Raw genomic sequence first — 14,703 nt, forward strand, 5'->3', positions numbered from 1 at the left:
TTGATGCCGGTGCGCTTGTAGCAAAAGATCTCCTGGGTGGTGATAACGTCGCCCTCCATGCCGCTGATCTCCTGGATACTCGTAATCTTGCGGCTGCCATCGTCGAGTCGCGAGACCTGAACGATAAAATGAATCGAGGAGGCAATGAGCTGGTGCAGGGCTTTGCTTGGCAGAACGACGCCCGACATGCCCACCAGGTTTTCGAGCCGGCCCAGGGCATCGCGTGAGCTGTTGGCGTGAATGGTGGTGAGCGAACCATCGTGACCGGTGTTCATGGCTTGCAGCATTTCGATTACCTCGGAGCTGCGCACCTCGCCGATCACGATACGGTCGGGCCTCATGCGCAAGGCGTTTTTGACCAGCGCGCGCATGGTGATTTCGCCCTTGCCTTCGATGTTGGGCAAGCGCGTTTCCATGCGCACGACGTGATCCTGCTGAAGCTGAAGCTCGGCAGTGTCTTCGAGCGTGACGATGCGTTCGCTCGAAGGAATGAAGCCCGAGAGAATGTTGAGCAGCGTGGTTTTACCCGAACCGGTACCGCCGGAAATGATGATGTTGCACTTGACCTTGACCAGAGCCGACAACAGCTCAGCCATCTGGGGCGTGAGCGTGTTTTTTTGAATGAAGTCACGCATTTGCAGCGGGACGACGGCAAAACGCCGGATGGTGAGCACCGGGCCTTCGAGGGCCAGTGGCGGAATGACGGCGTTGACGCGCGAGCCGTCGGGCAGACGGGCATCGACCATCGGGCTGCATTCATCGATGCGCCGTCCGACGCGAGAGACGATCTTGTCGATGATTTTCATCAGGTGCGCGTCGTCATTGAAACGGATGTCGGTGGGGTAAATGCATCCGTTTTTTTCGACATAGATGTTCTGGTGGCCGTTGACCATGATTTCAGAAACGCCAGGGTCGGCTATCAGGGGTTCCAACGGACCCAGCCCCATGATTTCGTTTTTGAGATCGGCCACCAGCCGGTTGCGCTCCTGAACATTGAGCGGAAGAGCCTCCTCTTCGATCAGCGCGACCAACTGCACTCCAAGCTCGTTGCGCAGCCGGTCGGGAGTCAGGCTTTCGAGGGCGGTGAGATCGATACGGGTAAGCAGCTTCTGGTGCAGATGCATTTTGGTCGCGAAATAGTCAACCCCTATGGCTGCTTTGGGTTTTATCGACGGCGCAGGCGAAACCGGAGCCTGAACGACCGGGGAGGGCGCCGGGGTCTCAGGGATTTCGGGCGATGGCGACGGTGCGGATGCCGATGCGGCTTGAGGCGTCGCCCGTTTGGTGGAGAGGTTCCACCGGGCTATTTGATCTTTAAGCGTTGCCATAGCGATGGTTTAGGCTGACTGCTGCCGGTCAGCAGAACGGCCCAGTCGATAATGGTTTGGGAAAGTCTGGATTTGGGCGCTGCTTGCAAGATGGTCTTACCCATCAAAAGGGCATCTTGCACGGCTTTGGCATCGGAGGGAAAGCGTTTGCTGATCGGCTTGCCGATGACCTTTTCTATTTCGGTGCTGGAGATGGAACCGTTCGCGTCGGTGCGGTTGAGGATAAGTTCAACGTGCGACACCGGTTTTTCCAGCTCTCTCCAGAGATTGATCAGTTGACCTGCCCGCCGCATGGAGGGTAGCGACGGGGTGGCGACGATGCAGAGCTCCTCGAGGCGATCGAGCACCCAGAGGCCGACCTGGTCGAAAGAGTTGCCCAGGTCGATCAGGATGTAGTCGTAAAAATTTATGGCAATGCGAATGAGTTCGCTCACGCGCTCGGGCTCGATATGCACGATTTTTTCAAACGTCGTGGGCGACGGGATGAGGTCAAGCGTAGGGCTGAGATGCTGCACCATGCTGTCGAGCAGCGGCTGATCGATCCGGTCGGATTGGCTGGAAATGTCGGCCAGATCCTGAGCATGGTGACGGCCGGTGAGGTACAGGTCAAGGTCGCCAAAGGGTAAAGAGACATCGACCACCAGCACACGGTTTCCGGACTGTTGAGAGATCGCGAAGGCAAGGTTGGCGGCGATGCAGGAGCAACCGTCCCCGGCTTTGGCCGCGACAAATCCCAAAACACGCCCCCGGTTAACGCTCACGCCCTTGACGCGAAGCTGAGCGCGTTCGATAACGTGTTGCAAGGTATCGGAGGCGCTGTCGGCAATGACTTCACGCACACCGGCGCGCATGAGCGATATCAAAAACTCTTGCTGTATTTTTGGATGCAGCGCCACAATGGTGGCGCCGGGCAGCGCCAGGCAGAGTTTCTCTACCTCATGAAGGTATTGAGGATCGGTGGGGTCAAAGCCCACGAGAAAGACGAGATCGTGTTTTTGCGCCGAAAGTTTGCGCACCATCTCCCTGAGATCGCCCACCAGTTGGACGAACTGGTATTGAGCCAGCTCGAGCTGTGTATCGAGAACATCCCAGGGATGGGGAGAGTATGTAACAATGTTCATAAGTGTTATTGTACCAGTATGGCGTGGTCGGATGCGGCGGAGGATTGCTGGGCAGCAATGGCGCTGGCTTGAACGTTGGGGTCGGCAATACCTAAAATTGAGCCGAAAAAATAATGGAAGCTGCTCCCGAGATCAACGGTGACTCTGACGGCTGAGGCTTCTGTTCCGATCTTCGTGGTATGCCAGGTTGCGGCAGGGTCTGAAAGGTCCCAGAAACCCGTTTCAATGATCGGATTCATGACCTTGGCGCCATTGGCATAATTGCGTCGGGCAAATGAGAGTGCATAGGCCTTGGCCACTGACACCTTGTTGCTCATGGCGAATTGACGAGCCCCGGCAAGAGCAGCGGCGTCAGCCGCATTCTGAGCTTCGATTCTGGTCAGGTTGAGACGAACCAAGTCAATCGCCAGTAAAGCAAAACCGCCGAACAATACCGGCATGAGCAGGGCGAACCAGATAACGACAACACCACGCTGGCGGTGCAAGCGTTTGTCGATGCATTGTGATCGCCTCATGGTAATTCGAGCGTCATAATTCAACCATCATGGTAGTTCTGGCCGTAATTGGAAACACGCGCTGAATTAAGCCAAAAGGGTCATATCCTGTAAAATTAAAGCTGGCCATGACGGTGAGAACATCGCCGCTAATAGTCGGAGTAACGGTAGGGGGAGTAAAAGTCCCATAAGAAATGAGCTTGTCGCTGCAAGCATTCTCGGCAGCGGTTCTGGCCTTATTGATTCTATCGGCCGTGGAGATACCCGAAACGTAGAGGGCTCCGGCGCGCGCGCCTTCACGGGTGGAAATGCTGAGTACGCTCTTGTTGTAAAAAGCTGTGGAAAAAGTAATCACCCCGAGCAATAGAGCCATGAACATAGGCAGGATCAGCGCAAATTCGACCACTGCGTTACCTTTCTGGGATCGAACAAACTTCTTTGCCTGAGCTTTGAACATCGCCTTGTCCGTGCGCATGGCGGTCATTTTTTTCGTGATCCTTCAAGCTTTCCACCGAAGAAAAGCTCTCCTCTGGTAGGAGGGACAAACTTGTCCGTTGGCAGCTCCGGCGGGGTGTTGCTGGCTTTGACCAGGGTAGGACGGACAATAACCATGAGTTCGGTCTTCTCGGCATTCTTGTCTGTGTTCCGGAAAAGTGCGCCGAGAATGGGAATTTCACCCAGCAAAGGCACCGAATCGATCGCATTGGTGAGATTGTCGAGCTTGAGTCCGCCAATAACAAGGTTTTCCCCCTCGTTCATCTCAACGGCGGTTGAAACGGTGCTGAGTTTAAACGATGGCCAATTTTCTGTAGTCCCAAGAGTGAGTGGTTCCGTGTTAGGTTCAGAAACCTCGGATACAACCTTGAGTGAAATACGGCCTGCATCCAGCACGACGGGCGTAAAACGTAAACCCACGCCGTAGGTGTGTTCTTCGTATTCAATTTCGCGGTATCCCAATTGGGATTCTACCCTGCTGGGCGTATAAATTTTGCCTCCAACAAGAAAATAACCCTCTTTGCCACTCATGGTGACAATAGTGGGTTCGGCCAGTATCTTCAACAAACTGGGTTTACGTTTTGCGCCCATTTTGATGTCGTAATCGGGCTTCAGCAAAAGGTCAAGCGTCGCGTCGCTGACAAATCCTGTCGAGAGCTTGCCAAGGCTGCCGGTGAGATCGCCCGTGAGCTTCGTGACGCTGAGGCCCAAAGATTCGAGGTAACTCCTCGACACCTGAGCAATACGGACTTCGAGCCGGACTTGCTGCGGATCGCGAACCTTGAGAAGGTTGATCACTCCGCGTGTGCTGTCAGCTCCCGCAGAACCAGAGGCGCCTTTTTCATCGCCCATCATCAAGGTTTTTTTAAAAAACGCAAAAGATTCTGCGTTGGAAGCAGTGGTTGACTTATTGAGCTCGCCAATGACGCCGGTCAATGCCTTGGCGTCAGTGCCGATAAGGGCGGATTCCGGGCTCGACTTTGAAACTGAACCGCCAAAATACGCTGTGACCAGGCGAATGACGCTCTCTGCAACCAAGGCGTCAGACACAGAGCCGGATAGGACCAACGCTGGACCCAGGGCATCGATATGAATGTCGTTCTCTTTTGGAAAAAGAGCTTTCAAGAAAGCTTGCAGGGCGGTGGTGCCGCGGCTGACCTGTACCGGCGTGGAGGTTACGTTGCCTTTTTGGTCCCATACAACAAGATTGGTCGATCCCAGTTTTTTGCCCAGCAGATAGATTTCGGAGCGGTTCATCATGATATAGTCGGCCACCTGTGGGTCTCCTACGGCAACGCGCTTGATGGGTTGCGCAAACCGGTAAATCCTGGATTCCCCCAGAGGCACACGATAGATCGATGGCGTATCCATTGCCGTCGAGACAGGTTCGGGTGAAACCCGTCTCCTCACTGGTGCGGGAATCTCTTTTTTGGCCACGATTTCAGGTAAAGCCTTTTTAGCGACAGGCGCGGGTACGAGCGAGACCCATCGCTTCGCGGGCGCGGCTTTTTTGATGACCGGCTCAGGATTTGGCGCTGCGGCCACGGAAACAGCTTTTTTGGCGACAGGCTCGGTAGCGGCCACTGCGGCCACGGAAACGGCGCAAGCAAGCAGGACGGCAAGTGCGCTCATCCTGCGGGCAGGACGCTTTAGGCATGTCAAATTCATGTGCATGTCAAATCGGATAGTGTCCTGTTTGGTTAATCCGCTGTATTGAAAAAGAGATATTCAGTGCGTTGCATCGAGTCAGGAATGGTGGATATTTCTTTTTTCCATTTGAATCAATAAAACAGACAACGCGCTATGGGGTGGCTGCGGAATTTCGGCTGATGCCCCGTATTTGATCGAGTCCACTGGTATGACCCGAAGACGCCGACACCTTTCGGGTGACAGGCGCCGCCTGTGCGGCAGGCGAAGAGGAAGACTGCGGAGAAACAATATCTGACAGACGGACCCCCGGAGAGTTTACTTTGCCAGCATCGAGTTCGTTACGCAAATCGAGAGAAAGCTCTCCGATGTAGCGAGCAAGGTTAAGTTTCTCGGCTTCAGGGGGTGTAAGCTCGAGGGTAACGGCGTTGACCACTTTTGGCTTCTCCTGTTCGGCAGAGGTCTCCTGGGCCACGGCCAACACCTTGACGCGCGACAGCACGGTTCTCGAAAAAGGGTGATTGTCGGCGTCCTTGCCGCTCACCAGAACATCCACATAACTGCCCGGCAAGGCAAATCCGGCAACAGCGATCACCTCGTCCACTTTGACAGTAATGGCGCGCTTACCCTCAGAAATGATCGAGGACAAACCCCCTGTCGCATTTTTCGGGGCCAGTTTGCCAGGTAAAACAGGCTCACCGGCAACCATAGGCTCGCGGGCAATCCGCCCGACCACGTCGGCGGTGCGAGCGAATGCATCACGCGGAACGGTTGAAGCCGGCCAGTCAATGGCCTTGATTTGATTAACCGTAATCGCTTTGCCGGCTTCGACAGGCTGCTCAACGATGACGACCATGCTCCCTGAAGGTTGAGCTTCAGTTTTGGTAACGCCCATCCAGCGAGCAGCCATAAAAGCCGCCATCGCACCCAAAGTGAGTGCGATGGCAACAAGTACTGGTAGTTTCACTTTTTAGACAGTCAAAAAGTTTTTACCTGTAAAGTCCTATTACAGGCTACCTCCGATTGTGGTAAACAGGCCGGCTATGTCAGTTTTAAGAGTAGTGAGAGATGCAACCAGTGCAGCAGCGATCAAGGCGCCAAGCAGAGCGTATTCGATGATGGTAACGCCTTTTTGTGATTTGAGATCGACGTGCTTGTTCAGCTTGGCAAGCATAGCGGCAGCAACCAATTTGATGGCGATAAACATGTTTGACATGGTTTTTCCTCCCAGGAAAATTAATTAATTATTGATCAGATGTAAAAACCCGCCTTGCGAACGCAATCTTGTTCTGTTATCTGAACGGTTCATATGAGATTGTCTAAAGGCGAATCGTACTGCGGGCGTATTTTATATAAAAAAAATGTAAAATTCAATACTTGGCGTTGATCTATTTTAATGGATAACGATGGAATACCCACTTTGAATTGAGTCATTTACGATAAAACTTCTTTAAAGAAAAAGATAACGATTTACTTTATAAGGAGTAAGCTCAAAAAATCATCAGTCAACTATTTTTTCATAACTTCTTTTTATAAAAAAGTACCAGTAGCAATCAATCGTGCAGCTCATTTCTCTGCTGTTTGACGATTGATTTTTCAAACTCAACGTTTCTTTGATTTTTTTAGTGGCAATGAAGCCAACTGTCGTTTTTCTTTTCGAAAACAACCTTTTGTTTTGTAACAGGTTATACCTCATAAGTCTGATTAAAGGTTCATTTTTTATTTGCACTTTATATTGTTTTTTAAAGTACATTTATAATAAAAGTTCTATAAAATACAGATATAAATTAGCTCAAATCCTGTATCAGAAATATCATTATACAATTGTTTTCGTGATCGATTTTCGCTGTTTTTAGCTCGATTAAGCTTGTGATCAGATGGACTGTACGGCATCTACCTGGTTAGTTGGAAAGCTGAAGATTTTCGAGGGATGTATCGATCCTGATCTCATGACAATAACGTTATAGGGTAAAATCATGTCGTATTCGAGGAGATTGAGGATTCTGGTGGCTTTTTGATGCATTGGAGGGGCTTCACGGAAAGGGAACCGTTGTGTAATGGCGAAGCGCTTCTTCCTGAACTACAAAGAACGAACTTGACCAATGGCTGAACATTTGGACTTGTCCCATCAATCTGCTTGTTGGAATGAGAGGCTGATGGCTACGTGTTGTGTATGGCGGTAATTAGGGAAAGGCATTGAGAATCATGGTCAGCATATCAAATACTTTATCCCTGATGGTTTGAATCGACCCGACCAGAGCGACGGCAATCAGAACGCCCAGCAGGCCGTATTCCATGGCGATGACGCCTTTTTGTGATCTGATATCAAAATGCCTGTCAAGCGTGGCTTGCATCGCTTCAATGGCCAATTGAATGGCGAAAAACATGTTTGGCATAGTTTTTCTTCCCGGTGAAAATTATTGGCCTTTCGCTGATTGGTGTGGGTAAATGATGGCCTTGGTTCTATTGACCACGCAAAAGCGTTTGTAATTAAAAATACATATAAATAATTATTTTATTGCGACTTACGCTTTTTACTCCAAAAAAACACCGTGACTTTTGATGATCTGCTCTTCAAACATGATAATCAGCGACGAGTTTGCTGTTATTGCAGGTTACGTAAAAGCAATGTAAAAATCAAAAGCTGAGCTGAATCTATTGGTAAGGATAACGATTTTCCTGTTTTGAAATTGTAATCCCGGATACTGAATCGATCGTGGTGACCTCTTGGTGAGTCTTCTCGCGAGGTTAAACCCGTTTTTACGAGTTATCAACAGTTTGGGGGCAATCAACTACAGGATAACTATAGGTAATTAACTATAGGATTGTCCTGCAAACTGCCCGTGGATTTTCACCAGAAACTCCTACAAACTGCCCGTGAATCTTCCTCCAAACTGCCCGTGGATAAGTTCGGAAATCAACGGAATTATGTGGATAACTTCGTAAATGAGCCTCTAAGAGAGCCGGTGAAGGCAGCTCTTGATTGGCGGCTGACTGTGCTGCAAGGTCATGCCTTTGCCATCGATCTGAAAGCGGGCATTGTGGTACTGCGAATGGACAATCGTGAGCGTATGAGTGAAGACCCTCCTGAAGTTGTCCATGCGATCATAATGGTACCCAAACTGCTCTTTGAGCGCCACCCAGGTGATGAATTGCGGCTGTTTGATCCGGTGCAGGCGTTGCGCGAGCCAGGCATAGACGTCGAGGGCCATCGCGGAGTGGGACAACGCGCTCACCGCGCGTTCATCGAGTGGCACGGCATGATTGACCAGACTCTGGAAGTAATCATCACTGAGTTGCACCGTAGAGGGCCACAGAACCCGCTGTCGTTCGTTTTTCTGGAACCAGAGGTCAAATGCCTTGACGATCTGCGTATTGACCTGCACGGCCCGGTTTTCGGCCACGAAACCGATCCTGATCGTGGCGGCAGACAGCCGGGAAAGATGATCCTTGATCGAGCGGATATCACGGCCATTGCCGTCGAGGCCCAGCCGCCTGACAAAGGCGGTCAAGGAAGATTCAACTTCGATCACCGGCGAGCCTGTCTTGAGCGCCTGGCTGTTCAGGTGCGTCAGAATCAGCCGCGGTTTCGGGCCAAACGGCAATCCGACATTGACAAACTCGAAGGTCGATGGATTGATAACCCTTCCCGCGCTGACTTCGAGAATCGCTTTGCCCTGTTTTTGCTCCCACAATCGGATGTTCTCTCCAGGATTCCGGTATGGCAGTCCTGTCTGGCAAAAAACCGTGTGGTGGTACGTAATCCCTTCCGGATCGTTCATCACGATATCGTGACTGGAATTGACCAGCCTCGTCTGGATCGGAGACAATCCCGGATCGGGAAAAAGCAACCCCGAGGTCTCCAGCGCTCTCTTTTTTGGCGGCATGGCTCTCAGGCGTTGAGCTTTTCCCGTACCCATTGAATAACCAGCTCCCGCATGGAGAGTCCGTCGTCAACAGCCTTTCGTTTCAATGCCTTGTGCAGCGATGCCGGCACATCCAGGGTCATTCTCTTGACCGGCTCCGAAGGTTCGTCAAAGCTCTCTTTTCCCTTCGCCACGAATGCATCCGCCTGATCCTGTGGTGTTCTGAAACCAATAGTCTTACTCATAGTGCTGAAGAATTTCATTTTTCAGTGACTCAATCTCGCTGGCCGCCTGGCTGTCTGGCGAAACTTCAAACACGGTCTTTCCCACGGCCGCCGATTCGGCAAAAAGAACCCGTTGGCAAATCTGCGCGTCCAGAACCGGTAAGGCATAGGTTTGCAAGGCCTCTTTGACCTCGCGCCCTATGGCTGTATTTGCGATTTTACGATTAACAGCAAATACAGATTTAATCTTTTCCTTATACACAGATGCTTCCTGGACAAGCGTGACAATCTCTTTTGCTGCCCATACATCGTACGGCGATGGCTGAACGGGAATCACGACCATATCCGAAGCGAGAATCGCGCTTCGGGCCAACTCCGATACCCTTGGCGGCGCATCGATCACCACATGATCGTAATTATCCTTCATGGAAGGCAGATCACGGTGAATGGTCGGTCTGTCCATGCCGATAACCTGGAACGGTGGCCGACTATCCCTGACCGAAGCCCAGTCACGAACACTCCCCTGTGGATCGGCATCCACTACCAGCACCTTGAACCCGCTGAGCACCAAGGCGTGAGCGATGTTCACGGAAAGCGTTGTCTTGCCGACCCCTCCCTTTTGATTCTGAAAGGAGATAATCATTATTGATGTATTTCTGTGTTTCCGCTTATAAGGAAACACGATTTTAATGAAGCGAGTTTACCCCGCAAAGTCATGCAGAGATATTACGCCTAAACTTACTTATTTAAAAACGATAATACAGAAATCCTTATTTACAGAAATAAGCCTCACACAAAAACCGATCGGAAAATTTCTCTGTAACCGTTTGAAAGAAAAGGTTCTGCGTCTGCGTCACGGGATTTCCTGTATTCAACCCTGAATGGAGAGCAGACGAAAAAACGCTCGATGCCGGAGCCGGGGCAGAGGCTTCGGCGGTGCTGGCAAGCAGAGAAATCACGCTGTCCGGTGCGGTACTGTTGATGCCGAAAGCCCGCCGGTTCCACCATTCGACCTATGTTCTCAAGGCTGCTGGCCCTTTAATGCCACAGCCTTTCAAACCTTGCCGGATTGGCTGCCGTGTAGATCACGGTGTGCTGAATGTTCCGGTGGCCGAGGTAGTCCTGAATGAGCCGCGTGTCGGCCCCCTGATCGGCCAGGGCAAAACCGCAGGCGTGGCGCAGCATGTGCGGATGAGCGGGCAGGGGCAATCCGGCAAGTTCGCCATACTTCCGGATCGCCAGCCAGGCGGTTTTGCGGCTCAATGGCCCGCGGCGGTTGCTCAGGAAAAAATCGTCCGTATCCGGCTTCATTTTCGCGCGGATCGCCAGCCAGGCCCTGATTGCCTTCAGTTCGTCGGTTCTTAGCGGGTGCGTCGTGGACAATCCCTTTTTCAGCCGCGAAACATGCAGGACGCGGCTTTCGGCGTCCACCTGCGACAACTGAAGACCGCAAGCCTCCGAGACGCGCAAGCCGTGGCGAAACATCAGGAGCAACAGGCACCGGTCACGCGCGGAGTTCCGGCTGCGTCCGGCGGCCTCGATGAGCCGGTCAACTTCGGCGGAAACGAGGTGTTTGCGTTCCTTCACTTGTTATTCCCGTTCGGACCGGATAACGGACCTGGTTTTCAACCAGCTCGAAAAGTCGGCTTCATCTATTTCACCTGCCGCCAAAGCCAGGACTGCATGAACGGATTCGACTTCCGAGGCGCTGAGTTGCCAGCCGTTGATATTCAGAAACACATAGGAAGCTAAAAAACCGGTCCGTTTGTTGCCGTCAACAAACGGATGGTTGCGAATAATCCCGTAGGCATAGGCGGCGGACAAATCAAAAACGGACGGCTCGCCATAACTCGCCTGATTTTTCGGGCGGGCAAGGGCTGACGACAAAAGACCGGCATCACGAATGCCGGTGCTTCCGCCATGCTCGGCGATTTGTTCATCATGTATGGCCAGTACCACGTCATCCAGAAGCCAGCGCCAACTCATTTGGCAAGCTCGCGAAGAGCGTTCTTGTATTCGGACATGCCACGACGGGCCGCCTCCATTTGCTCGGCAAATTCGGGATCGTAAGGCGTGACCGCGTACCCGGTCGGCGTTTCCGTTAAATACACAACGTCCCCTTGCTTGACCTTCAGGCGCTCAGCCGCAGCCTTCGGCAGGATCACGCCTGTCGAATTACCAATTTTCGTTACCGTCGCACGCATGAGAGCATCTCCGTTTTGTTATACCATATGTTATAACAAAACGGGCCCATAGTCAAGAATGTTCATCTTCATCATTTTGTCCAGTTTTAGCCTTTTCGACCATCAATGAAATCAAGCCTTTCCGGGAGTCGTTCAGCTTTTTACTGGACAAAATAATTCATTTTGTCTAAAACGCGGAAGAGCGTTTGCCAGACGGCTTGCGGCTGTCCTTTGTTCCACTACTCCGAAAACCCCGTTTCCATGATGGTTGTTTCGCGGTTCTAACGGCTTTTCTTTTTATCCGAGAAGAGTTTACGGCGTCATGGTTCGCAATCTATTTACCGTGCCGACAAAGGTGTTCCTGTCTCAAGCTCTTGAAACAAAGCGACTTGCGGGCCAGATGTTACTCTTGCCTTTATCTTGCACTACCACTTTCCGCTTCGATCGTCTCCGAAACTTCAGTATTTCCTCAGGATCGCGGTATACGGTTTTCGCGACGGGTTCAGGACTGCGCAAAACACCGGCGTCAAACCGGGTGCGACAGACTCCATGCGAGCGCGGCAATCACGATGGCGGGGCCGAATGGCCATTCGGCTTGCGGGCTGAGGCCTTTGAACCACCGCCACGCCAGGTTCCAGACCACGGTAATCACGCTGGCCAGCATCATCATGTACAGCACATCGACAACGCCCCACCAGGCGCCGAGCGCGGCCAGGAGTTTGAGGTCCCCGCCGCCAATGCCGCTCGTGCCCCTGATACGCTGGAACGCCCAGTCAAGCCCGCCGAACAGGCCAAGCACCACGGCGGCGGATGCTGCGCCGGCGAAGAGGCTTTGCCCGGTAAACCCGGCATGGCTGCCGAAAAGACCCGCGAGGCCAAGCGGCAAGACCACCCAGTCCGGCAACAGGGTCGTGTCCCAGTCGATGAGAGCGAGCAGCAGCAGCGTGCTGGCAAAACCGGCCCAGAAGGCCGGGTGGCTGGCGGTGCTTGCCGCAAAGGCCCACAAGCTGGCGTTGAGCAAGGGCGTCCAGATGCGCCGGGCCATCGGGACAGGTTGCTCGAGGCCGCCGCCTGGCCCCTGCCATTCGTGCAGGGGAGCCTCGGCGCGCTGCAACACCTTGCGCGAAACGATGCGAGCCAGGGGCGCGAGCCACAAGCCCGCCAACGCTCCGGCCAGCCACCACGGCCAGTGTGTCCACAAAACTCGCAACAGGTAGTCGAGGTTCATCGAGCGGGCTTATTTATTGAAAGCTTTCAGCGTCTGAATGATTGCCGGACCAAGCATCACCAGAAAAAGCGTCGGGAAAATGAACAAGACGAGCGGCAGCGCTACTTTGACGGGGATTTTGGCGGCAATTTCTTCGGCTCGCTGGCTGCGGCGAGAGCGCATCATGTCTGAATGCACTCGCAATGCCTCGGCCAGACTGGAGCCAAATCGGTCTGCCTGTACGAGCACGGAAACGAGGTCGTTCATCTCTTCGAGACGTGAACGAAGCGCCAGGTTGCGCAAGGCGTCGATGCGGTTGGCGCCAGCACGCATTTCGAGTGAAGCGAGGTAAAACTCCTGGGCCAGGTCGGGATCGGTGCGAGCCATTTCACGCGATATGCGGGCAATGGCGGCATCGACACTCATGCCGGCCTCGGTACAAACAACGATGAGGTCCATCATATCGGACAGGCTTTCTCTCATGCGTTCGATACGTTTCCGGGTGATGATGTCCAGCAGCATTTCGGGAAGGTAATAACCTGCCCCCGCCGCGATCAGTACCGTAAACATGGCGGAAACAAAGGTGATGTTCTGCGGCCGGACGATATACAGAAACAAAGCCAGCAGGCCCGGCAGTACCAGCGTGAGCAGGGTTTTAACGGCAAAGTAGTAGAGCGGCGCTTTTTTGTGACGAATGCCGGCTTGCAAAAACTTCAACTGAACGCCTGAGCTTTGCCACCCCTCTTCCGGAAGCGAGAGCTTGGAAAGGATGTTGAGGATTGAGGCGACTTTGCTCGGAGCGGCGTTTTTGGACAAGGAGGGAGCAGCCATGACTCCACCCTGTCGAACGACCTGGGTAAGGCGTTTTTTGAAGATGCTTTCGATCCCAAAATGGTACACCACGAAAACAATCGAGGTGACGGCAGCCCCCGTGAGCACGATAGTCAGGATTTGCAGGATGTTTTGCATGGTGGGCGCAGGTATGGTTAAACCTTGATCTTGACGAGGCGGTTAAGCACAACGAGGCCGACGAACAGCAGCACGCAACCGATGACCATGAGGTTTTGGCCTTGTGAAGTGGTCCAGAGTATCGAAATGTAGCCGGGGTTCGCGAGCATGAGAATACCGGCAAGCACAAAGGGCAAACTGCCCAATATCCAGGCTGAAGCCCGTCCTTCGGATGAGAGTGTACGAATTTTGCCGCGCAGTTTGATGCGGGCGCGCATGGTTTTGGCCAAACCGTCGAGCAGTTCAGTGAGATTGCCGCCTGTTTCGTGCTGAATCAGGATCGAAACGACAAAGAAATTGAGATCGCGACTTTTAATGCCGTCGGCAAGCTCGCGAATCGCGTCTTTGAATGAAATGCCGAAGCTGATTTTATCCGAGATCATTTTGAACTCGGTCCCTATGGGATCGGGGAACTCCTTGCCAACCATCGCGATAGCCGAGTTCAGGCTGTGGCTGGCGCGCAGTGCGCGAGAGATATAGTCGAGTGCTTCCGGAAGCTTTTCTCCGAAAGCTTTGCCGCGTTTGCTGGCTTTTTGGGATAGCCACAGAACCGGCAGGTTGGCCAGCGCGACGGCCAGCGCGAACAGGAGCCAGAGATTGAACTGGTGCAGAAGGCCAAACACCATGACAACGGTAAACAGGAGCAGCATGAGGCCGATCACGCGCCCGGCCGTCAGTCGGATGTGCGCGCGTTTGATCAGGTTTTCGAGCTCCACGAATGTTCTGGAGTGGGCGCGCAGCCAGATTTCGAGTTCGTTTTCAGCCAGGGGAAAGCGGGTGCTGCCGATGCCTGGATCGCTGGCGTGAACAGCGGCGTGAATGGCATGCAAGCGCTCTTTTTTTGCCTTGGTGCGACTGTCGAAAAAGTTGCTCCACACCCAATAGAGCAACGTCAGGATCAGCACGACGGCCATGAATACAAAAAATGAGGTCAAAACGATGCTCATGATGCTCGGCGGAGTTTAGTCAATATGGACGGGATCGAAGATGCCGTCGCTGAGGGCAAAGCCATGGGTGCGGATTTTTTCAGCCGCTTTCGGACGGATGCCCGTGGCGCTGAACACTCCCTGCACGGATCCATCCGGGTTGATGCCGGTGCGCTTGTAGCAAAAGATCTCCTGGGTGGTGAT

18 protein-coding genes are annotated in these 14,703 nt (G+C 52.9%); 1 reads left to right on the forward strand and 17 read right to left on the reverse strand.

Annotated features, from left to right (window positions below; translation table 11 throughout):
• The 15 genes from FGF66_RS11905 to FGF66_RS13000 form a co-directional block, all read right to left on the reverse strand.
• Positions 1 to 1,328: CpaF family protein (locus FGF66_RS11905; RefSeq protein ID WP_139457849.1), on the reverse strand; the 1,328-nt coding region annotated here is incomplete at its 3' end.
• Positions 1,304 to 2,449: a P-loop NTPase family protein gene (locus FGF66_RS11910; protein WP_139457850.1), complete on the reverse strand. Its 1,146-nt coding sequence runs from the start codon at positions 2,447 to 2,449 to the stop codon at positions 1,304 to 1,306. The genes FGF66_RS11910 and FGF66_RS11905, both read right to left, overlap by 25 nt.
• 5 nt (positions 2,450 to 2,454) lie before the next feature.
• The gene (locus tag FGF66_RS11915) at positions 2,455 to 2,964 is read right to left on the reverse strand and encodes a pilus assembly protein TadG-related protein (RefSeq protein ID WP_139457851.1); all 510 of its coding nucleotides are present in this window, start codon (positions 2,962 to 2,964) and stop codon (positions 2,455 to 2,457) included.
• 13 nt (positions 2,965 to 2,977) lie between these two features.
• On the reverse strand, positions 2,978 to 3,418 hold the full coding sequence (locus FGF66_RS11920; protein WP_246046687.1) for a TadE/TadG family type IV pilus assembly protein: 441 nt from the start codon (positions 3,416 to 3,418) through the stop codon (positions 2,978 to 2,980).
• A gap of 5 nt (positions 3,419 to 3,423) precedes the next feature.
• Positions 3,424 to 5,070 (reverse strand): type II and III secretion system protein family protein, encoded by a 1,647-nt coding sequence (locus FGF66_RS11925; RefSeq protein WP_246046688.1) that lies wholly within the window; start codon positions 5,068 to 5,070, stop codon positions 3,424 to 3,426.
• A gap of 169 nt (positions 5,071 to 5,239) precedes the next feature.
• The gene (gene cpaB / locus FGF66_RS11930; protein WP_139457853.1) at positions 5,240 to 6,052 is read right to left on the reverse strand and encodes a Flp pilus assembly protein CpaB; all 813 of its coding nucleotides are present in this window, start codon (positions 6,050 to 6,052) and stop codon (positions 5,240 to 5,242) included.
• Between the two features lie 39 nt (positions 6,053 to 6,091).
• Positions 6,092 to 6,301: a Flp family type IVb pilin gene (locus FGF66_RS11935; protein WP_211342012.1), complete on the reverse strand. Its 210-nt coding sequence runs from the start codon at positions 6,299 to 6,301 to the stop codon at positions 6,092 to 6,094.
• A 967-nt stretch (positions 6,302 to 7,268) separates the two neighbouring features.
• A complete protein-coding gene (locus tag FGF66_RS11940) occupies positions 7,269 to 7,481 on the reverse strand; it encodes a Flp family type IVb pilin (RefSeq protein ID WP_139457854.1) in 213 nt (70 codons plus the stop codon).
• Between the two features lie 558 nt (positions 7,482 to 8,039).
• Entirely contained in the window at positions 8,040 to 8,972 is a 933-nt protein-coding gene (locus FGF66_RS11945; RefSeq protein WP_170181369.1) for a replication protein RepA, read from the reverse strand.
• A 5-nt stretch (positions 8,973 to 8,977) separates the two neighbouring features.
• Positions 8,978 to 9,196 (reverse strand): hypothetical protein, encoded by a 219-nt coding sequence (locus FGF66_RS11950; RefSeq protein WP_139457856.1) that lies wholly within the window; start codon positions 9,194 to 9,196, stop codon positions 8,978 to 8,980.
• A complete protein-coding gene (gene parA, locus FGF66_RS11955; RefSeq protein ID WP_139457857.1) occupies positions 9,189 to 9,818 on the reverse strand; it encodes a ParA family partition ATPase in 630 nt (209 codons plus the stop codon). Before parA ends, FGF66_RS11950 begins: the two co-directional genes overlap by 8 nt.
• Before the next feature lie 395 nt (positions 9,819 to 10,213).
• Positions 10,214 to 10,762, reverse strand: a complete 549-nt coding sequence (locus tag FGF66_RS11960) for a tyrosine-type recombinase/integrase (RefSeq protein ID WP_010891107.1) — start codon at positions 10,760 to 10,762, stop codon at positions 10,214 to 10,216.
• A 3-nt stretch (positions 10,763 to 10,765) separates the two neighbouring features.
• The gene (locus tag FGF66_RS11965) at positions 10,766 to 11,161 is read right to left on the reverse strand and encodes a type II toxin-antitoxin system death-on-curing family toxin (RefSeq protein ID WP_139457858.1); all 396 of its coding nucleotides are present in this window, start codon (positions 11,159 to 11,161) and stop codon (positions 10,766 to 10,768) included.
• A complete protein-coding gene (locus FGF66_RS11970) occupies positions 11,158 to 11,379 on the reverse strand; it encodes an AbrB/MazE/SpoVT family DNA-binding domain-containing protein (RefSeq protein ID WP_139457859.1) in 222 nt (73 codons plus the stop codon). Before FGF66_RS11970 ends, FGF66_RS11965 begins: the two co-directional genes overlap by 4 nt.
• A 505-nt stretch (positions 11,380 to 11,884) precedes the next feature.
• On the reverse strand, positions 11,885 to 12,262 hold the full coding sequence (locus FGF66_RS13000) for a prepilin peptidase (RefSeq protein WP_246046690.1): 378 nt from the start codon (positions 12,260 to 12,262) through the stop codon (positions 11,885 to 11,887).
• A gap of 19 nt (positions 12,263 to 12,281) precedes the next feature.
• Between FGF66_RS13000 and FGF66_RS13005 the strand changes: the two genes are divergently transcribed.
• Positions 12,282 to 12,575, forward strand: a complete 294-nt coding sequence (locus FGF66_RS13005; protein ID WP_246046691.1) for a hypothetical protein — start codon at positions 12,282 to 12,284, stop codon at positions 12,573 to 12,575.
• Positions 12,576 to 12,595: 20 nt separating this feature from the next.
• On the opposite strand, the gene FGF66_RS11980 is transcribed toward FGF66_RS13005, so the two are convergent.
• Positions 12,596 to 13,534, reverse strand: coding sequence for a type II secretion system F family protein (locus FGF66_RS11980; RefSeq protein WP_139457861.1), 939 nt, complete (start codon positions 13,532 to 13,534; stop codon positions 12,596 to 12,598).
• Positions 13,535 to 13,551: 17 nt separating this feature from the next.
• Complete coding sequence (locus tag FGF66_RS11985; protein ID WP_246046692.1) at positions 13,552 to 14,487, reverse strand: type II secretion system F family protein; 936 nt, start codon at positions 14,485 to 14,487, stop codon at positions 13,552 to 13,554.
• Positions 14,488 to 14,703 lie beyond the last annotated feature (216 nt).

This window comes from Chlorobaculum thiosulfatiphilum (genome assembly GCF_006265165.1).
Taxonomy (GTDB): Bacteria; Bacteroidota; Chlorobiia; order Chlorobiales; family Chlorobiaceae; genus Chlorobaculum; species Chlorobaculum thiosulfatiphilum.